This is a genomic window from Nitratireductor lacus (assembly GCF_056431025.1).
In genome coordinates, this window is sequence record NZ_JBWKMB010000028.1 from 1 (window position 1) to 18,637 (window position 18,637).

The window sequence follows — 18,637 nt, forward strand, 5'->3', positions numbered from 1 at the left end:
CTTCATTTTCGCCTGGTCGCTTTGGCGACGACGGCATCAAGCCCAGGCCATGATCGCTCACTACAAGAAAAGAGGCCATCTGCAACTGTAGTACTAGCGTTCAGGCCCGTCGCGCTTCTTATCGCTCTCTCTGCGCTTCTCGCGATCCGCGATCTGCTTTTCAAGCGCCTGCCGGTATAGGTCGCGCTTGAAAACCGGCTCCGGCATGGAGCGCATGAATTGCTCCACTTGACGCGCCAGCTGCTGATCGGCCGTGTTCCCGCTCCGAGCAAGATCCTTCGCCGCCGCCGCATAAACGGCTCTCACGCCCTCCTGGCGGCTTCTTGCGGCCGTCTCCCAGGGACGATGCGCCCTCCCCTTACCCTGACGGCGCTCACGGCCGCCTGTGCCGCCACCACGTGCGTTCTGGCGCTCGTTATAAACGTCGCTGATCGCGCGTTGATCGTTGCGAGGCACAAGCCCTCGCGCGCGCATGTGGCGCATCTGTTGCCGATCGGCCTTCATCGTACGACCGCGAGAAAACCGCGGCGTCGCCTCCGCCTCGATCCCGCGCGCCCTCAACGCAGACGCAAAGCGATCGCGATACTGTTCAAGAACCGGCTTGCCGGGATTGAACGTCCGTCCGTTGTGTTGCCGGCCGCGCACTGTCACATGGGCATGCGGATGTTTCGTATCGTCGTGGAAGGCCACCATGACATCGGCCCGCGGCCGTATTTCCGCTTCCACAAAGTCGCGCACCGCATTCCGGAACGCCTCACGATCCACGCCCGGCGGCATGGATAGCACGAGATTGACCGACAGCGGCGCCCGTCGAACGTTGTGCTGTCCCTTGTAGATGATTTCGTCATCACTCCAATCGGAATGCAGGTCGTTCACCGCCTCCTTGCCTTTCATACGACCGTAATCGGTTTCGGCCTCGACCTTTCCGTTGCGCGTGATGTACTCCATGTGCGCCTTGAGGTGCCCGCTGTCACGCGTCCGGCCTGACACCTTCACCAACACCTCCGGCGCCTTCCCCGTCACGCGCGCGAGCTTTGCCTTTGCCGCTTTCGACAGCACAGGATTTTTCGGCGGCCGCGACGAGCTGCGCGGCATCGTCGGATCTTCGAAAACGCGCATGCGGGACGGCCGAAGCCAGGCAGCATCGACGCCCAACTCGCGATAGAAATCCTCGTAGAGCATCCGAACCTTCGGATCATTCCGCGCCATCGGCATCTCCTTCCCAGGCGCGCACATTGCCCCGCGCCATCAAGTGCAAATCTGTCAGCGTTCGCTCGACCTCGGACCGGGCGGATTCCAGGACCTTCGTATCGACCGCAAAGGGAGCGTGCTCGAGGCGCGCTTCATTGGCCGCGCGAACGATCTGATTGAGGTTCACGCCGATCTTGCGGACCTGGTTCGTCAGCGCGCGCAACTGGTGCAACTCGTTCGCACTGTATTGAGTGCCGGCGCCGAGTCTCACCCGAACCACTGACCGAAGCCATTGTGCAGGCTTCATGCCCCGCGCCTTCGCCGCGCGTCGAACCTCTGCCACCTCATTGGCGGACAAGCGCACCGACAGGTGAACGGCGGGACCGGCAGGATCCGGCAACGCGGGCGAATGTTGATCGCCCTGCCCGTCTACCGCCAGCGATATCAGTCGACGCAGCAAGGCGGACTTGCCGCCATGCGCCTGAGCCAGAGCTGCAAAGCGCTCGGCCAGGTCCTCGTCTACGTGAGTGCTGATGTGTTTCAAGGCTCTTTCAATCGATGTTTGGCAAAACTCAGTCGCTTCAGCTATCCTGCCATAGAAATGTATAATCCAAAAACTTTGCTTGAGCAAACACACATGTTGCAGCGGTCCTCGCTTCGCTCGGCCTCAGGCTGCGCCTTAGCATTGAGGGGAAGGCTTCGCCCTCCCCTGCCACCCCACCCGAGCGCTCACCAAGGGTTCACCCGTGAAGCCGCTTTCGCCAGCCCCTACGCCACCGCCTCCCTCATGCAAGGGACGCTGGCGCTCAAAGCCCCCGCATGGGCTCGTGCGGCGTCGTCGCCGGGGCTTGCGCGGCTCCGAGGGTTCACCAAGGAAACGTGCCAAGACCCGAAACCTCCGCAGGCAAAAAAAAAGCCCCGGACATCTCCGGGGCTCATGTCCTGGTGATTGGCTCCGACGTCAATTGAAGTAGATCACGTCCCGGTCGTCCGGCTGGAGCTTGAACAGCAGCGCGTCGTAGCCGACGACGATGATCGGAGAGATGACGAGAGCGGCCAGACCAAACCCGATGCAGAACAGGTAAAAGCCCGGCCCCTTCCCTTCCCCGGCCGCGTAGCCGCCGAAATAGGCGAGTGCCGGTATGACCGTCATGAACAGAAGTCCGCCGATCGTCAGTCCACCAAAGACCCACTGAACCGGATAGCGAAGCGCCATGAGGATCAGCCACAGTGCAAAGCGAAGGCCATAGAGCACGGTGAAAAACACCATGCCGGCCACGCCAATGATGTAGTCAAGAATTCGATCCTTCATGGCACTGCCCTTCCCTACTCGGGACTCATGATCTCCGTCAGCTTCATCTTTTTCAAGCTGATCTCCTGAATATCAGCTCCGTTTTCGAATGAAACCACGCCGTACTGGCTTCCTTTCTCCGAAACGCGATCCGTCAGCAAGCGGCCGATACGATCCGACACTTGCACGAAGATCGCAACTGCGGCTGGGGCCGTCCTCCGCTTGGTCGATCCGCTGTCGGCCGTGTCGCCGCCGGCATCGGACAAGCCCGCGCGCAGGCGCTCTCGACTTTCTTCATCCGCGTCGTCCGGTCCCGTCGAGCCAGGTTGCGACGGCGAGCGCAGTCCTTTCGCGAAGGCGATCGCATCACGCTGTGTTATCGACTCGTTGACCTCCATGAAGGCCAGCGTCGCGCTCTCGTCGATCTCCATGGCCTTCTGCAACTCATAGGCCGCTCGAATGCCGAAGTCCTCGACACGTTCACGAATGGCCTCGTGCATCTTTGAGAATCCGCTATAGAGCGATACCCAGGAACGAGGCTTGCCGAGCGAAGATGCGATCGTTGCGGCCTTGGTGCCCTTGGCAAGTTCCGACTCGATGAAATGCGCGATATCAGCGTGGAGAAGGTTTTCCCGCTGAATATTCTCAACCATCTGGTCGTAACTGTCCGTGGGCTCCACGCGGATAACGACGGGAACCCGATCAAGCTTCGCCAGGCGTGCAGCACGATTATCGGCTGCAAAATGCCGTGCTTCTTGATGGAAGCCGCCATTTCCTCGATGGTGGCCTTGTCGAAGCTGCGACGCGGCTGATCGGGATCTTCGATGATCTGATCCAGGGCGATTTCAACCTGACCCCCGGTTGGCGCGTCTTTCGCTTCCTGGTTCTTGCCGACCTGCGCAAACCCGGAAAAGTCGATGCCTTCGAATGTAGTCATGGGATGATCCTCTCCGGTCTCAAGCGAACATGCGGTCTTCGAGCTGCTGCATGACCCTGCGCATTTCCTTCCCTGCAACGCGTGCGGCCGTCTTGGTGTCTTTCCAGGCCGGTTCCATGGTGCTGGCAGTGTGCTCGTACGCCTGCCGCTGAGAAATCACGGCATTGAACATGAACTTGTCCCCGACGCGCTCGAAAAGGTCTTTCAGTGCTTCCCGCTGGTTCGGGCTGTTGGCGATGTACTGGTTCGGCAACATGCCAAGGAATACGAGGTCCTTGTTATATTGTTGCTGCATGCCGACGATCGACTGCAACAGCGATTCGATGCCTTGCAGGCTGTAGCGCGTGAGCGTGATGGGCGCGAGCACATGGGTTGCGAACAGCATTGGCCCGATGTTGAGTGCATCGGCCGAAGGCGCGGCGTCGAAAATCACGACCTCGTAGTTCTCGGCCGCACGCTCGGCGTTGGCCTTGAGCGACGCGATATGCTGGTTCGGCTTGATCTCTAGGGATTTAAGTGCGTCATCGGCCTCGATGACGGAAATCCCGGTCGTCTCAAGCTTCGGGATGTCCGTCTTGCCGTTCAAGAGCTGTGACGTGGTGGTATCAATCCTGTGCTTTTTCAGCGTGCTCGACGCATTGCGCTGCGTATCGAGCTCGACGACCAAAACGCGCCGTTTCTCCGCAAGGTGCCATGCGGCGTGGCACGCGATCGTACTCTTGCCGACACCGCCTTTGCGGTTCGAAATGAGCAGGATTTTCATCTGCGACTCCTTGCATGTGGACACCCTTCGATACCACGAAATTCGGCGCGCCGCACCGCTCTGTCGGGACCTCCACTAAATGCGCAGTTTGAATGTGACATTTTTGACTCATATATACGATAAGATTCTGGATTCACATCGAAAGTTCGCTTCTTACTACCTTTGGGAATGACAATTTGCTATGAGATGAGATGTCCAAATGTGGCAGGGAGCGCCGGGAATTTGTTTGCTTGAGCAAACGGAGGCCGGCACTGGCGACGAAACCCGAATTATGCTAGAAATTCAGCTCAGTTAATGGAGTCTGAGACCATGACCGCGGACCTGCTGGAAAAAGGTGCTGTGAAGGATCGTTCCCAGGCGATCCGGCTGGCCAAGCGTGCCATAGACTCGCTCGACACCAGGCCGCTTGAGCCCTTCGTTGCCGCGATGCTGACCGACGGTCACAAGGCGGCGTTGTCTGCCATGGCCGTGTCCGGCGACGAGCCGACCACCTTTGAGCAGTTCCTTGTGCTTTGCGAGCAGGCCGGACTTCTGAGTGGCGATGAGTGTGACCGCTACGCAGACGCCTTCATTGAAGCACGACGGTCCCACGCTGCTTGATGAGAGACCCGTACCTTTATCCGGGCACGACTGTCCTCATCAATCATTTCAATATTCGAGACCAGGAAAAGCTCACCAGCAAAGAGCATCGTGAGACCCTGAAAACGCTTCAGGGTCTCCATGATGATCCTGTTAGGGGCAACTTCGATTTCGCACATCTTAGCGAGATTCACCGGCGCATTTTTGGGCCGGTCTATCCCTTCGCCGGCGAGACACGCACCATCAACATTGTGAAGGCGGAGGAAAAGCTGGACGGTGCCAGCGTCGATTATGCGCCGTTCCACCTTGTTCGAATTCAGGGCGAGCATCACCTGAATGAGTTGAACACCGCCGACTGGTCCGGTCTTAGGGACATGTCTCGGCCTGAGGACATGGACGCCTTCGCAGCGCGCATCATCGAAATCTGGAAGGTCCATCCGTTCCGTGAGGGAAACACGCGAACCACGATGATGTTCATGCACCAGTTCGCGGAAACCAGGGGATTTGCCTTGGATCGCGGCCTTCTTCGCGACAATGCGGAGTATGCGCGCCATTCGCTCGTCGTTGGCTCATTCGGACAGACGCAATATCTGACGCGGATTCTTAGGGATGCCAGGCAACGGGAGTTCGCCCGCGAAAAGGAACCCTCCGATAGGTCCGACAGGCAAGGGCGGGCGAGGGGCGATGAAGACGATCCAGATCGACCGTCGAATACAGCTGCTCTGGAAGTCTATGTCGAAAAGAAGCTACGGCAGCAATTCCCGGACGATCCACAGGCGGTCGAGCGCGGACTTGCAGTAGCCCGCGAGAAGATCGCTGATATGGTGGATAAGGGGCTAGAACTTCCGACACCTCGCGTCATTGACACCGCCGAGCTCAATCGCCTGACGGACGGCCCCAAACGCGACGGCCCTCACAAGGACCATGATCGCTATGAAGACAGAGAGCGATAAGCCAAGGGGAAGCTCTGCTTACGAGAGCAAGGCGGGATGTTTGCTTGAGCAAACATCCCGCCGCGATTTGAGGTAGGTAGGGGACAAGGCCGCTTTTAGCGGCCTTGTCCTTGCGTTACCGGTCTTATCAGGCCGCCGACTTGATGCCTTTCAAAGCGGCCATCTTCTCGGAAAGCACCCAAAGGGCCTTGTTCAGCTTGATATCCTGATCGATGCCCTTCACAGCCCGCGAAGACACACGGCGAGGCCGGCCGTTCTGGTCCATGGAAACGCCGCGCAGCCCGCCCTTGATGGCGTTTTCCTGCACCACGTTGAACGTGGTCCACAGATCCTCGTCCCGGTCCTCATAGCGGCGCGGGATAAGAAGCTGCTCGGGCTTGATCGGCGTTATTGTCTCGCCTTCGCTGTCGCCAAAGCGGGCAACGTGCGCGGCTTCGGCAAATATCTGCCGTTCCTCGCGATTGAGATTGACCGTGCCCCAATCGGCGGGGGCGGCGAGGGTCTTTTCCGCTTCGCCCAGGACGCGATAGGTGCCTTCGATCACCTTCCCGGCGACATCGCCGCTGTGCCGCACCTTCACGCTATCGATTGTGCCGGTCTGTGCGACAAGGGAGTTGAGGCATCGGATACGGAACAACCCTGCCATGAGGTCATAGGCGGACGTGCCGTCATTGGCGTTCCTCAGCAGAATCTCGCACACGGTATCGCCCACGCTATAGGACTTGTCGTCGTCCAGACGGCGGAGCCGGATAAGATGCTTTGTGAAGTCGGTCTTGCTGTCATCCCTTGGACGGGCCTGCCTTGCGCCGACCGGCATGAAGCCTTCGCGCATGAGGCCGCGCAGCACCTCGATCGTGGGGATAGGCTTGAAGCGCTCGGACCTGCTTTCGTGGGCGGTCGTCGCAAAAATGGATGGCGCACGGCGACGCAACTCGTCCTCGGTGAGCGGGCGGGCCTGATCGAAGCGAGCGGTGTTTGCATAGACGGTCATTGTGGTCTCCTTTCCTTTTCCCGCGAAGCGGCTTTCCTGTCCCGAAGGGGCAGGAGCCCCGCTCCTGCCGGCTAGGCCGTCGCCAATGAGACCGGGTGAGAGGGGGGAAAAGGGTCGGCGCAGAGCGCGCGCCGGGGCGCGCGCGGCCCTGAACTGCGCAACGCGGTTGCACCCGCAAGGGTGCGACCGACTTGCTGCAGGGCAGGGTCAAGGCGGCCCTTTTGGGGGGAGAGAGGGCAGCGTCCTCTTTCACCCTGCAAAGGATCGATGACAGCTCGCCGGCGAGCTGGCCGCCATTACGACAGTGCACGCGTTGCTACGACTGCGCCGGGCCTGCCAGGCCGAGAACGCCGTTATTCACGATTACGGGAAGGGGAGTTTGAGGGGAGGGGCCGCAAGGGGGCTCCCCTCAACTGGAAGGCGGCCGGTCGATGCGGCCGCGTGTCAGTGTGTGCGGTGCTGCTCGCGCTCACGTTTTGCAGACCAATAGACGATAAGGCCGATCACGAGGGCGCCGACCGGAAAGATCGTCAGCAAGGCCATTTGCTCAAGTATCGTCATTGTCGAGACCTCCTAAGGTCCGCTTCGCCATCCAATGTAAGGCGAAGCTGCAAAGAAGACAAATGGCGACGCCGTAGAAGACCACCAGGGGACTGCTTGGTGCGGCCGTGCCATAGAACACCGATGCCAGGGGAGCGATCCCACCGATTGCCAAGACGGCGATAGCGAGGCCATTGAGATAATTGGCCTCCAACTTGATCTTTTCATTGCGCGAATTCGACACGACTCGCCCTCCTAGTCGGGGGTCTTTTCGCCCAGCATCCGCGCCCAGCTCTCGCGAAGGAACCGCGGAATGTCCTTATCGGGGATGACATAGGCATCGTCCATGACCTTTTCGGGGGCAGGGAAGTTCGCCGGCGTTTCACCCTTGGCTGTTGGCTCGCATAGCCCGTTGAGCAAGGCGGCAAGCTGGTCGCGGTCTCTGACATCGATTTTCATGGTCGCTTCGGGCGGGAGTCCTTCCCTTTTCCGGTATGTCTCGGCGTCCGCCTTCATCGGAAACCACTGCCGTTTGACGTTGTAGACGATCATTCCGTGCCTCCAAGATTGAAATCGTTCAACAGGTCCAGTTGCTCGGCCGGCGCTTCGTCGGCCGGCCCTTGCCAGATGATACGGTCCCCCTTGCCCCAGATCGTCACGACACCGCCGCCAGCCGTGCGGGGCGGCTCCGGCATAGCTTCGATGTTCCCGCACCAGAATGCCGCGTGTGTCGCCGTGAATGCCCGCCTTCCGCCGATCAAGGCTCGGTCGCAAGTGCCGGTCGGTCTTTTGACGCGTCGACCGATCCGCCTGATCTGGTACATTCGATAATCGCGTTCCCAGGATTCGGCAGGCCGCTTCCAATGTTTGCAGTTGCGGCAAGCGACTGTGACAGGCGGCCGACTTGGTTCGAGGGGTGGCCCGCCGTTATGACCTATTTTGCTCATGATCCTGCCCCCGTCTTGAAAAGCTTCATGGTGCGCCGGTTCGCAAACCGGTCGCGCGTCGTGCGGAAGGTGTATCCGTCCCACTCCGGCCATGCTTTCCAACCGTGAACGGTCGCGCGACCGTACCAAACGCGAACCTCGACGGCTTCGCCGTTGAGCTCCTGCACGATTGAGACCGTGAAGCTCCCGCCCATGCCGGAAGGCGTGTCGTAAACCTCGATTGTCTTTCTCGTGGACATTGTTTCCCCCATCACAAAAGCGCCAGTTGCTCGGCTTCCGCCATGGCCGGGGCAGGGCGGGCGGCGAGCCGTTGGCGCTCGGCGGCTTTGCGCTGCCGCGCTTCTTCGAACTCGACGCACACGATTTCGCAAAGGGGGGCGGCGTCCTTCCATTCGTCGCGATAGAAAGCCGTGTCCACGCCTGCACCGGATTCCATGGCATGCCCGGTCTGGCGCTCGAACTCCACGCCTCGACCGACTTTCATCCGCTCATAGACTTGTGTTCCGGAATAGCGAAAGCTGGCGGACTGCTGTGGCACGATGAATGCGCCGTAGTCGGCCAGCTCGGCAGCAATGTCGATGACGTGTAGCTCGAACTCCGGACCACGGTAACGCGGGCCGTTGCCTCGACGCTTGACGCGTCCGAAAGGTGGGTTGGAAATGGCGCAATCGTACCGGCCAAGATCAAGCTCGCGCCAGTCGAACACGTCCGCGCAAATCCATCGCGCCTCCGGGAGCAATTTGCGCCCCACCTCTACATATCGGGGATTGACCTCTATGCAGGTGATATCGGCCAGACGCTCGCCCCATCGGCTTCTGTGATGGATGAAAAACGACAGAACACCGATGCCCGCGCATAGATCGATGACGCGGCCGCCGCGCGCGTCTAGTTCGAAATCGGCCGCGAGTCCCCATGGAGTGAAGAAAGCTCCTGCTGCGCCGTTCACGTGGGTCGCGCCTTCGTGCCAGTTCTGGAACACGAAATCCTTCTCGTCCTCGGTGAGGCGATCCTTGGTCAGGATCGCCTCGGCCTCCGCATGCGCCTTGCGCTGTGCTTTGGTCAGCTTCGCCACGGCTCGGCCCTCCTTAGGATGCCACTTCGGGCTTTGACGTGACGAGCCGCACGGCAAAATTGCCGACGCGCGTTCCGGCGATGAATGCGGACTCGCTTCGAGCGGTGAAAGTCTCGAACAGCGGATCGAGGGCAGGGCGCACGGCGGTCAGCTTTTCGGCCATGTCGCGCATGCTGATCGTGGGGGTAGCTATATGGCCGCTCTCCCCGATCCCCACGACGACGAGGCGACCGGCAAGCGGGTTCGGCCACTTGTCCAGGATGGAGAAACCGGGCAGGCCGTCGGTCATGCCGTTGTCGTCAATGTAGATGACATGCTTGTCATCTACCGGCACACGTTCGGTGAAGATGCATCCGAGGAGTTTGTTGATGTCGCGCACGGGATCGCGTGCGTCGAGCTTGACGAGCCGCAAGGCCTGCGTCCCCGGATCGAACATGTAGGCGGTGATCGCCTCAGGCTGGCCGGATGTGTCCGCTTCGTCTACAGGGTGCACAAATGCACCGCATTCCGGGCAATCGCCTGCCGGCATAGGCTCACCGACCGCGACACGCGACCAGATGTCATGTATCGGCTCGGCCTCACTGTCCGGTCCCGTCCAGTCGCAATTCTGGCATTTGCAAAGCATGGTGCTCGGTCTCCTTTCCTTTCCCGCGAAGCGGCTTTCCTGTCCCGAAGGGGCAGGAGCCCCGCTCCTGCCGGCTAGGCCGTCGCCAATGAGACCGGGTGAGAGGGGGGAAAAGGGCCGGCGCAGAGCGCGCGCCAGGGCGCGAGCGGCCCTGAACTGCGCAACGCGGTTGCACCCGAAAGGGTGCGACCGACTTGCTGCAGGGCAGGGTCAAGGCGGCCCTTTTGGGGGGAGAGAGGGCAGCGCCCTCTTTCACCCTGCAAAGGATCCGACCAGGCCCGCCTTTCGGGCCGCATTGTCATGCTTCCGTGATCGTCACCCGCATGGGCCGAGACGATCCGGGCGCGGGTGCTGGCGAGCTCGCGGCCGGGCTGGCTCCGCAGGAGACGGGACGGCCAGTAGCGCCGCCCGCCCGGGCACGGGCAATCGGCTCGCTCGCCGGCGCACGCCGCCGGCGATAGAGCGCGGGCCGCGGCCGAAACCGGCCGCGGATGCCCTGGATCTCTATTCAAATCTTGAAATGGCCTTCTTGATCTCACCTATGAGATATTCGGCCTGGGTTGCCGTGAGGCTTTTCATGATCGATTTTTCGCTCCCACGGCAGTTCACGTTGATCGAATAGGCCCTGTCCGCCATCTTGCTTTCGAGCGCCATACCGAATTGGCGACCAAATCCGACCAGACTGGACGTAGCATTTGCATTGGTGTGGGTTTCGCCCGGCTGGCGGTCGATCCGTTCTCCCAATTTGTTGCCGATGAACAAGCTGGTGATGTCCTCGATCGGAATAGCTGTGCCCCCATTCGACATACCTGACGCTGACACTTCGACGGTTCTTGTCCGACTTTGAAACAGGTAGAAAATCAGGATCGACAGGATTTGCACAAAGGCACCGAGGCCGACGACAAGGCCCCCGATAGAGAGCCCGATACCCATCAGAGTTCGAGTAGCACCGGAGCTACCATCAACTGCAAGGAACGTTTGCCAGCCCCATGCCAACGCTATGACGGCGGTGATGAAGACGACGAGAGGCCATCGCACAAGGCTGATGTCGCCAGACTTGACGGTGATGCGCACACGATCCGTGTTGTCTTCAACTAAGATTCTGTTGTCGGCGGTCTTCACTGGCCTTTCCTCACGGATCGAACGGGGATTTCGTTTCGCCTTCCTCGTCCGGTTCTTCTGTCGGATCGGGAACGTGCCGAACATCCGACGAGCGATCGCGAGCGCGATCGTTGCGCCACTCGGCCGGCGGGGTGAAGGTGCTTGACCACAGCCCCGTGCCCGCGTCTCGAGCGTTGTCCTCCAGCACGCGATACCGGTTGACGGGCACGCCCGCAGCATCGTCGGAGACGACAGCGTGTCCGTTGACGATCGCTTCGGCTGCGAGGTCCGCGCCGTTGACGCCACACCGGCCGAGGGTTTCCCCGTTATAGAGCCGGTCGAGGATCTGGCATTCGACGGTCTGTCCGAGTGTTTGCGAGACGAGCCAGGCCGTTGCGACGGCGCCGCATGGCCATGGCGTTGCCTGAAAGTACGCCGGTTGAGCGCGATCGCACACGTCGATTCCTGCGAGATGGACGGTGACGGCCGGCTCGAGGAATTCGAGCGTCGCACCATCGACGACGCGGGCGGGCCCGCGCAGAATGCGCGGGACGCCGGCGATCGTATCGGCCAGGACCTCTTGAGCGCGCGCATGATCGACGGCCTGTCGGATGCCTGAGGCCGTGTTCTGCAGGCGTTCATCGCCGCTGAGCTGGTAGAGCACAAAGGCTGCGACCAAGGCGATCACGAGAAAGCTGGCCGACCGGAAAGTCATGTATGCTCACGACGAACGGACACCGTGGATTCATTCCATCTTTTGTTCCGGGGATCTGGTCCGAAACCAGAGATAGAGCATGCCCAGGGGCGCGATGAAGACCGCAAAAGCCCATAGCAAGGCATTGATGAAGAGCTTGAGCACCATGAGAAACAGGGCGTTCATAAGGAAGAAATTGTCCCCGAGAAGGAGATTGCGCAGTTCATCCCACACCAGCTTTGCGAAAGGAAAGCAGAGCGTTCACAGGATCGCATAGATGAGGGGGCTCGCATGAATGCCGCCTCCACTCGGATCCTGGGATAGGATCAAGATGAAGAAGGCAAAGAATGCGATGCCGATCAAGTAGGATCGGATGAGATATGCTGGCTGCACTGCGCCAAACGTCCGGCTCAACAGGTTCATTGCCGTCGGTAATCCTTCTTTGCTCGCGGTGTATGGAGGCCGCGGCCTGGCTGGCCGCGGCCGCCTCGTTTAGTCAGCGTTCTCCGCCTGCTTCTTGGAAAGCCGGCCGAAGTCGAGGGCGATCAGATCGACCGTGTAGCGGTCCTCGCCGGTCTCTCGATCCGAGAAGGTTGATTGCTTGATCTTGCCGCGGACGGTAACCAGGTCACCGGACTGGATCTCGTTCTTGATGTAGTCACGCGTGCGCTTGTTGAAGACGACGACTTCGTTCCAGTGCGGGTCGTCGTTCCACTGGCCTTCGGCGTCTTGCCGGCGATAATTCGCACAGACCGAGATGCGGGTGGCGTTGTCGAAGGGCTTGACCTTGCCGACGCGGCCGATGATGTCGAATTCAGCGCGATTTTTCATTGGTGCTCTCCATTAGCTGTTGACGGGCATGTGTCCGCGACTGAGTTGCGGCGACGTCAATCGGAATTGCGGAGGGTCCGCGTGTGGAAACCGTCATTCCGATTGACGTCTTGAGCCGCACCAGGCGCAACTTGCCCCGTTCATCAACAGCTCATAGGGGAGAGCACCCGGCAAAACTCGCAGATGAATTCAACGCATTTCATCGCGCCGGCACAGGGACATGATTGTCCCCCTCAGAGCAATCGCGGCGTCCAATCCTGCCTCGGTCGGAATGGATCCCTTTTGAGGGCAGAGGCGCCAGCGGTGCTTGCGACCTCGCCTTGGACCGCGGCCGCCACTGAACGATGATGCTCGTTCAACAGCGCACGGATTGTCTTGTCGAGGCGCAATTGCCCCTCGCGATGACGATCTGTCATGCCGCGCAAATGTCCTCCTTGGCTCGCGGATCTGACCGGCAACGCGCTTTTGGATAATGATCGCCTTAGCGACCGCGGCGGCCGGCTTGCACATGACGGTGCAGGCCCCCTCCCACGCCGACGGCTACACACCGTTCCAGGCCCGCATTTGCCCGGCCGCGCCCACCAACTCGTGCGCGCCAGCACCTCTCGGTCTTCGCTATCTCCGGCGCAAGCTCGTCGCCAGGCCCGACAGTCTCATCTGCGGCTTCCCTCCCCTCGTCTGCTCCTCCACGCCGTCGGCTTCCTCGACAATCCCGGAAAGCGCGCCCCGAACCGAGGGACTGCCTACCCGGGCTCGTTCCGGAAAACACGGCACCCGTTCCTGATGATCCGATGAGCGATCACCAGCTCATGGCTCGGCGACCAGGTGTCTATCACCGCATCGTGGGGAAACCAGATCCTCAACCCGCAACCCATATATTGGTGCAGGAGTCGAAAAAGTCCGCCCGTTCTGTTGTCGGCAAGGTGGTCGATGCCCGCGCCGAAGCGGTCTCCCAGGCGCGCATCAGCAAGAAGCTGTACGTCGCGCCGGCGGTCGGGCTCACGCTCTCCAGTGCCGCCAATGCCACGCCGGTCCAGCCGAACACCTTCTTCGGGGACTAGGTGTTGATCCGCGGCCGCCCCGATCTGACGCCGGCGCAGCAGTACATGTTCCTGCGCGCCAACCCGATTTGCGCGGGAACGGGCCGGCTGCATGCAACTGGTCTGACTTGGGATTATCGCGACAGGCCGACGCCCCTTAGCCGCGAATACTCCATGCGCGTTACGTTCCGGCGCGGCGAAACGCCGGACGTGTTTGTCACAGACCCCGAACTTCCGAAACTAGCAGGCGGGCGGCCCCTGCCGCACGTTTATCGCGATCCGCTGCGTCTTTGCCTTACCCTTCCAGGGACGCGCGAGTGGACGGGCACGATGCGGATCGATCAGACATTCGTGCCGTGGGCGACAACCTGGCTCTACTATTTCGAGGAATGGCTGGTCTCAGATGACTGGAAAGGCGGTGGCGAGCATCCCGACGAGAATAATATTGAGCAGTATAATCGCCTCGTGCGGCGGGCAGTGCGATAGTCAACCCGACCGTTCGGCTGACCGTCACGAGAGATGCCTCCACGAAAATCGGTGTCCGCGTTCCCACGGCCGCCGTCGTGCTTTGGGCGTTCGCGAAGCTTGAGCCTTTCATACCGGTTAGAGCTGATCTGTGCGGTTGATCCAGGAGGTTTGCGGCACGCTCAACGATGTCTGCTTCTGGCATATAGGCAAGCTGATCACTACGGTCGATCTGGGGGCGCAAAGCCGACCAGGCAATCTTTGCCTGAACCGGTGCCGGAGTCCGGTAGATATCGGCGGGCCTAAGCGGGCATTTGTCTGCGCAGCCACGCCGTAGAGTCCGGCCTAAGAACTGCCGCGTCGCTGGGCTCTTAACTGCGGTGCGGTCCACCAAACCAGGCTCTGATCGATATCGTATCGCGCCGAGTTAAGAGCGCGGTAAACGGAGGACATTCCTCGATTCCTCCGATCCAACTTTTTAGTTGTCCCCTTGTACACAACAAATAAGTTGGGTATAAGGTGGCATGTCAGCGAACGGAATCACTCTGAACGAGAAGGAAGCACGGGAGGCTCGCGCCCGAATTTCTCGCTTGTCTGAGGCTTTGAGCTCAGAACGTGCGCTTGAGCCGGTGGTGGCAGGACTACCTCCGGAGGTGATTACGCAAGTAGCTAGCATGATGAAGGCCGAACGCGATCGTCTCACCCATGCCGTTGAGGCCTATGAGGAAGCGAAGGAAACCCAGAGACCTACTGCGCTCAAGGCCCTGGTAAACCACGACCTCGGTCTGATGCTGATCGTCGCGCGTATCGCCAACCGCTTCTCTCAGAAGGACCTGGCATGGCGCCTCGGCGTGAAGGAACAGCAGGTGCAGCGTTGGGAGGCAGAGCGTTACGGCCAGATCAGTTTGAAGAACTACCACCGTATAGCGGCCCTGCTTGGGGTGCGTCCTTGGGCGGACATGCCGGATCAACCGGAGTTCCGTGGGTTGGACAAGGTGATCGACGGGGTACCTAAGGCCGAAATCAGGAAAATTCTGAAACACGGTCGAGATAACAAATGGTTCGCGAATGACTTCACTGAGTCGGAGCTCCGTCGCTACATTGCGGAGAGCAGGATCGACTTCGGAAGCCCTGGCCTCCTTAGAACCGGGTTAAATGTGGTGGACCACACGGAGGATGTCCTTCTCCACGCTTGGCGCGCAAGAGTTACGGCAAGAGCCCGCGAAGCATTTGGGTACATCGAGGATGTCCACGAACCGCTCGAATTGAACTGGATGCCCGAACTAGTACGCCTCAGCCGTGAGTCGGATGGCCCCCTTAGGGCACAGGAGATGCTCGCGAGCCGCGGCATCGTCCTGGTGGTGGAGTCGCAAATTCCCGGTCTGAAGATCGACGGAGCTGCCTTCATCGTGGACGGCAGGCCAGTCATTGGCATGACCGTGCGGACGGATACGGTGGACAACTTTTGGTTCACCCTGATGCACGAACTCGCCCATGTTACATTACACTTCTCCACGGGACTTGCCGTAGGTTTCTACGATCAGACAGACCAGGAGACATCGGTGGATGAACAGGAGGAGGAGGCGAACCGCTTTGCTTCCAACCTACTCATCCCTGAGGAGCGCTGGCGGCGCTCCACCGCCCGCATCGCGAAGTCCGCTCAGGTCGTCGAGCGCTTTGCCAATGAGTTGGGTATCCATCCGGCGATCGTCTTTGGCCGGATACGCAAAGAGCGGGGTGACTGGTCCCTGTTCGCAAACAAGATTGGGAGGAACACCGTAAGGACCCTGTTTGTGGCCAATGCGCAGAAAGGAAGAAGTGATGCTCCCATACTACCCGGCCCTCAGAGCTAAGCCTGCGGAGTTCGCGGCATGCGGAAAACTGGCATCCCGCTACCAGGCCCATGTCTGCCCGCGTTTTGTAGTGCCCCCGCCAACCGAGCCTGATCCCGAAAAAGGGCGCGTTCCCACACTAGACGAGATCGCCTATTTGATGGGCGATCGTCTCGGGAAAAGCTGGCCCCATCGGCGCGCATTCCTGGACCCGCAACTGGCCGCCGCGGCGCTCGGTGATGATGGCCTCGATATGCTATTCCGCATTGCTACGGGGGTGAATCCCCGGCTACTTCCCGTTCTTGCGATCACGGACCTGTCCAGCCCGGCGCGTCAAAAGCTCCTGCGAGAAGGACTCGTAAAGGCTGGAATCTACATGGACTTCGAGAACGCCGACCCCGCGACTCTTCTGGAAGGCCTGGAGCAAGCAAGGCTTCGCTCAGTGGAGTGCGTCCTGTTCGTGGACTTCACCGGCGCGCCGCTCGGGGAAGACTTCGCGCCGGCCATCGCCGAAATCTTCGACCAACTCGATGGCGCGGCGAGGTGGAACAAGATCGTCTACCAGGCGTCCGCCTATCCGGAGAAGTTGCCGGTCGGCTCAAATGAGCGCACGCTAATCGCTAGGGCGGAATGGACGACCTTCCTCGCCGCCCTCAGGGAGACAGGTGTCCAGCCGGATCGACTGGCCTATGGAGACTTCGGCGCCGATTGCGGACGCATGGTGTTTTCCAAGCGTAAGGGGGGAGGGCGGCCCAGGCCACACCTGCGTTACACCGGCAAGGCCCATACGCTGGTTGTAAGGGGGAGCGACTCGGGGGCGTTCACACCTACCATGCGCGAGGTCTGTAAGCAGATCATAGAGAGCAAGGAATACTGTGGCAGGAGCTTCTCCTACGCAGACGACCGTATCTGGCAAAACGCGAAAGGGATGACCGACACCTGCGGAGATGCAACGGGATGGCGGGAACTGAATATGGCCCATCACTTTGTCAGAATCGTACAGGACCTTGGAGCAATGGCTGGCACTACTTTCGAAGAGGACGCCGTCAGCGAGTACTCCGCACAAGGGGATTTTCTGTAGGTTGTCGTTTTTTAGCGTATCGCTCGATCTCTCTAGTGCTCAACCGAGAAGCTATCGCGGGTCGGGTCAACAACGCCTCAGCCATTTGACATGTCCGCTCTGCAGCGGCCCGAAAATACCGTCTTACGACTAATATTGGCAAGGCGCACAGCCGTCGTTGCTAAGGCTTGTCGAGAACTACTGGATCAGGTCAGAGTTACTGGTTCTCTTTGACGCCGGGCACCAGGAGACCGAGTCCGCTGGCCGAGTTTGGGGGCGTCGGGAGCGGGGCACTTGGTCTCGATCAGCAGCAAATCAGCGGTCAATAATCTGGACATACCGGACAATCTGCACTAACTGGTGATGGACAACAGATGGAGGCCATGATGGTCGCTGTGAACACGCGCAATGCAGATAAGGTCGATCGCGAGACGGTCGCGGACATTCTAGACGTCCTGTCACGACGCCATCCGAGGATTTCCAGATCCGCGCTCGAGGCGACCGGCAAGGCGGTTGCCGCCCTGACGGCGGCGACATCCCGCCTCTCCCCGGCTCAGCAGCGCCAGATCGCGGCCCATGAGCGGGCCCTGGCGAGAGCCGTGGAAGCCGCGGTGGCCGAGCTCGCGCGCCCCGGCAAGGCACTCGCTCGGGTCGCTGTCGACAAGCCCGTGGAGGTCAGCCGGGGCACCGGGCATGGCAAGATTCTCGACCTCGAGGCCGGCCGGCGCCGCCTCGCCGATTATGCAATACCGACGCGCCTTGAGGACTGGGCCGGTCCGGTTGCAGGCCCGGGCGACATCGAGAAGATGTTCGGCACCAAGCGGTCGACCCTGCACGACTGGCACAAGCGCGGCGCGGTGATCGGGCTGCTCAAGGGCGAACGCAAGCACGTCTTCCCGCTAGCCCAGTTCGTCGACGGACGTCCCGTCGAGGGCATGGCCCGGATCACGACGATCATCGGCAATCCGCGCACGGCGTGGCTGTGGCTCACGCGGCAGCATGTGAGCGAAACCGGTGAGACGCCGCTCGACCGCCTCAAGGCCGGGCGTGTCGAGGACGTCGTCGCGGACGCCGAGTTCGATTTCGGCTGATCGTGGAGCTTGATCCCGAAACCGTCGCGGAGCTGGCGATCCGGTTCGAGCCGCAGCAGTACCTGCGCGCAATGCGCCGGGCGTATGCCGCTACGCCGCTCGGCATGGGCGTCGGCCAGTCGCGCTTTGCCAGTCCCGACCGGTCGTTCATGGTGCTCTACATCGCCCGCGACCTGCCGACGGCGATCGCCGAGACGATCGTCCGCGACCGCTTCGAGGGCACATCCGACCGCACGCTCGATGCCTCCGAGGTCGGCGCGTGGGCCGTCTCGGAGGTTTCTGCCACCGCGCCGCTGACGGTGATTGACGTCAGGACCACGGGTCTGCTGAAGCTTGGCGTGAGCACCGACGCCGCGCGGGCCAAACGGCATGAGGAAGGCCGCAGGCTCAGCCAGGCGCTCTATGACGGCTTCGCCGTCGATGGTATCCTCTACCATTCGCGCCTGACCGGCGCCGATTGCGTGGCGATCTATGACCGGGCCGTCGATGCCGGGCTGCTCAAGGCCCGTCGGGCCATTGCACTCGAGCGTCACGCGGACCTCGTGCCGGCACTGCGGCAGCTCAACATCCGGCTCGTCTCGGAGGATCACACGCAAGGCTGAGCCGGTCGGCAACAGCCACGAAACCCATTCCG

The 18,637-nt window shown here is 60.8% G+C and carries 23 protein-coding genes and 1 pseudogene; 8 read left to right on the top strand and 16 right to left on the bottom strand.

What is annotated here, in order from left to right:
* Window positions 1-93: 93 nt before the first annotated feature.
* From AC07E3_RS19015 to AC07E3_RS19040, 6 genes and pseudogenes are all read right to left on the bottom strand, one after another.
* Window positions 94-1,209, bottom strand: a complete 1,116-nt coding sequence (locus AC07E3_RS19015; RefSeq protein ID WP_478364053.1) for a relaxase/mobilization nuclease domain-containing protein — start codon at window positions 1,207-1,209, stop codon at window positions 94-96.
* On the bottom strand, window positions 1,196-1,735 hold the full coding sequence (locus tag AC07E3_RS19020) for a plasmid mobilization protein (protein ID WP_478364055.1): 540 nt from the start codon (window positions 1,733-1,735) through the stop codon (window positions 1,196-1,198). Before AC07E3_RS19020 ends, AC07E3_RS19015 begins: the two co-directional genes overlap by 14 nt.
* Before the next feature lie 417 nt (window positions 1,736-2,152).
* Entirely contained in the window at window positions 2,153-2,503 is a 351-nt protein-coding gene (locus AC07E3_RS19025; RefSeq protein WP_478364057.1) for a hypothetical protein, read from the bottom strand.
* A 14-nt stretch (window positions 2,504-2,517) separates the two neighbouring features.
* Entirely contained in the window at window positions 2,518-3,135 is a 618-nt protein-coding gene (locus tag AC07E3_RS19030) for a KorB domain-containing protein (protein WP_478364127.1), read from the bottom strand.
* 122 nt (window positions 3,136-3,257) lie between these two features.
* Window positions 3,258-3,419: pseudogene (locus AC07E3_RS19035) on the bottom strand (hypothetical protein); the annotation flags it as partial.
* Window positions 3,420-3,438: 19 nt separating this feature from the next.
* Window positions 3,439-4,182, bottom strand: coding sequence for a ParA family protein (locus AC07E3_RS19040; protein WP_478364059.1), 744 nt, complete (start codon window positions 4,180-4,182; stop codon window positions 3,439-3,441).
* Between the two features lie 309 nt (window positions 4,183-4,491).
* On the opposite strand from AC07E3_RS19040, the gene AC07E3_RS19045 reads away from it, so the two are divergent.
* Both AC07E3_RS19045 and AC07E3_RS19050 read left to right on the top strand, forming a co-directional pair.
* On the top strand, window positions 4,492-4,782 hold the full coding sequence (locus tag AC07E3_RS19045; RefSeq protein ID WP_478364061.1) for a hypothetical protein: 291 nt from the start codon (window positions 4,492-4,494) through the stop codon (window positions 4,780-4,782).
* On the top strand, window positions 4,782-5,714 hold the full coding sequence (locus AC07E3_RS19050; protein WP_478364063.1) for a Fic/DOC family protein: 933 nt from the start codon (window positions 4,782-4,784) through the stop codon (window positions 5,712-5,714). Before AC07E3_RS19045 ends, AC07E3_RS19050 begins: the two co-directional genes overlap by 1 nt.
* A 127-nt stretch (window positions 5,715-5,841) precedes the next feature.
* On the opposite strand, the gene AC07E3_RS19055 is transcribed toward AC07E3_RS19050, so the two are convergent.
* The 10 genes from AC07E3_RS19055 to AC07E3_RS19100 form a co-directional block, all read right to left on the bottom strand.
* A complete protein-coding gene (locus AC07E3_RS19055; RefSeq protein ID WP_478364065.1) occupies window positions 5,842-6,705 on the bottom strand; it encodes a DUF932 domain-containing protein in 864 nt (287 codons plus the stop codon).
* 547 nt (window positions 6,706-7,252) lie between these two features.
* Window positions 7,253-7,489 (bottom strand): amino acid transporter, encoded by a 237-nt coding sequence (locus AC07E3_RS19060; RefSeq protein ID WP_478364066.1) that lies wholly within the window; start codon window positions 7,487-7,489, stop codon window positions 7,253-7,255.
* Window positions 7,490-7,500: 11 nt separating this feature from the next.
* Window positions 7,501-7,797 carry a hypothetical protein gene (locus AC07E3_RS19065; protein WP_478364067.1) on the bottom strand — a complete coding sequence of 99 codons (297 nt, stop codon included), beginning with the start codon at window positions 7,795-7,797 and terminating at the stop codon, window positions 7,501-7,503.
* A complete protein-coding gene (locus AC07E3_RS19070) occupies window positions 7,794-7,940 on the bottom strand; it encodes a hypothetical protein (protein WP_478364068.1) in 147 nt (48 codons plus the stop codon). Before AC07E3_RS19070 ends, AC07E3_RS19065 begins: the two co-directional genes overlap by 4 nt.
* A gap of 248 nt (window positions 7,941-8,188) precedes the next feature.
* Window positions 8,189-8,431 (bottom strand): hypothetical protein, encoded by a 243-nt coding sequence (locus AC07E3_RS19075; protein WP_478364069.1) that lies wholly within the window; start codon window positions 8,429-8,431, stop codon window positions 8,189-8,191.
* A gap of 11 nt (window positions 8,432-8,442) precedes the next feature.
* Window positions 8,443-9,264: a methyltransferase gene (locus AC07E3_RS19080; protein WP_478364070.1), complete on the bottom strand. Its 822-nt coding sequence runs from the start codon at window positions 9,262-9,264 to the stop codon at window positions 8,443-8,445.
* 13 nt (window positions 9,265-9,277) lie between these two features.
* Window positions 9,278-9,889 carry a DUF3846 domain-containing protein gene (locus AC07E3_RS19085; RefSeq protein WP_478364071.1) on the bottom strand — a complete coding sequence of 204 codons (612 nt, stop codon included), beginning with the start codon at window positions 9,887-9,889 and terminating at the stop codon, window positions 9,278-9,280.
* A 504-nt stretch (window positions 9,890-10,393) separates the two neighbouring features.
* Window positions 10,394-11,011 (bottom strand): hypothetical protein, encoded by a 618-nt coding sequence (locus AC07E3_RS19090; RefSeq protein WP_478364072.1) that lies wholly within the window; start codon window positions 11,009-11,011, stop codon window positions 10,394-10,396.
* A 10-nt stretch (window positions 11,012-11,021) separates the two neighbouring features.
* On the bottom strand, window positions 11,022-11,705 hold the full coding sequence (locus tag AC07E3_RS19095; RefSeq protein ID WP_478364073.1) for a thermonuclease family protein: 684 nt from the start codon (window positions 11,703-11,705) through the stop codon (window positions 11,022-11,024).
* Window positions 11,706-12,176: 471 nt separating this feature from the next.
* The gene (locus tag AC07E3_RS19100) at window positions 12,177-12,515 is read right to left on the bottom strand and encodes a single-stranded DNA-binding protein (protein WP_478364074.1); all 339 of its coding nucleotides are present in this window, start codon (window positions 12,513-12,515) and stop codon (window positions 12,177-12,179) included.
* Between the two features lie 791 nt (window positions 12,516-13,306).
* Here AC07E3_RS19100 and AC07E3_RS19105 point away from each other — a divergent pair.
* The 6 genes from AC07E3_RS19105 to AC07E3_RS19130 all read left to right on the top strand — a co-directional run bounded on the left by AC07E3_RS19105 (window position 13,307) and on the right by AC07E3_RS19130 (window position 18,605).
* Window positions 13,307-13,576 carry a hypothetical protein gene (locus AC07E3_RS19105; RefSeq protein WP_478364075.1) on the top strand — a complete coding sequence of 90 codons (270 nt, stop codon included), beginning with the start codon at window positions 13,307-13,309 and terminating at the stop codon, window positions 13,574-13,576.
* On the top strand, window positions 13,577-14,041 hold the full coding sequence (locus AC07E3_RS19110) for a type II CBASS E2 protein (RefSeq protein WP_478364076.1): 465 nt from the start codon (window positions 13,577-13,579) through the stop codon (window positions 14,039-14,041).
* Window positions 14,042-14,694: 653 nt separating this feature from the next.
* A complete protein-coding gene (locus AC07E3_RS19115; RefSeq protein ID WP_478364078.1) occupies window positions 14,695-15,873 on the top strand; it encodes an ImmA/IrrE family metallo-endopeptidase in 1,179 nt (392 codons plus the stop codon).
* Window positions 15,842-16,933, top strand: coding sequence for a beta family protein (locus AC07E3_RS19120; protein WP_478364080.1), 1,092 nt, complete (start codon window positions 15,842-15,844; stop codon window positions 16,931-16,933). The genes AC07E3_RS19115 and AC07E3_RS19120 overlap by 32 nt, the downstream gene beginning before the upstream one ends.
* 353 nt (window positions 16,934-17,286) lie before the next feature.
* Window positions 17,287-18,003: an antitoxin Xre/MbcA/ParS-like domain-containing protein gene (locus AC07E3_RS19125; RefSeq protein WP_478364082.1), complete on the top strand. Its 717-nt coding sequence runs from the start codon at window positions 17,287-17,289 to the stop codon at window positions 18,001-18,003.
* Between the two features lie 71 nt (window positions 18,004-18,074).
* The gene (locus AC07E3_RS19130) at window positions 18,075-18,605 is read left to right on the top strand and encodes an RES family NAD+ phosphorylase (protein WP_478364084.1); all 531 of its coding nucleotides are present in this window, start codon (window positions 18,075-18,077) and stop codon (window positions 18,603-18,605) included.
* Window positions 18,606-18,637 lie beyond the last annotated feature (32 nt).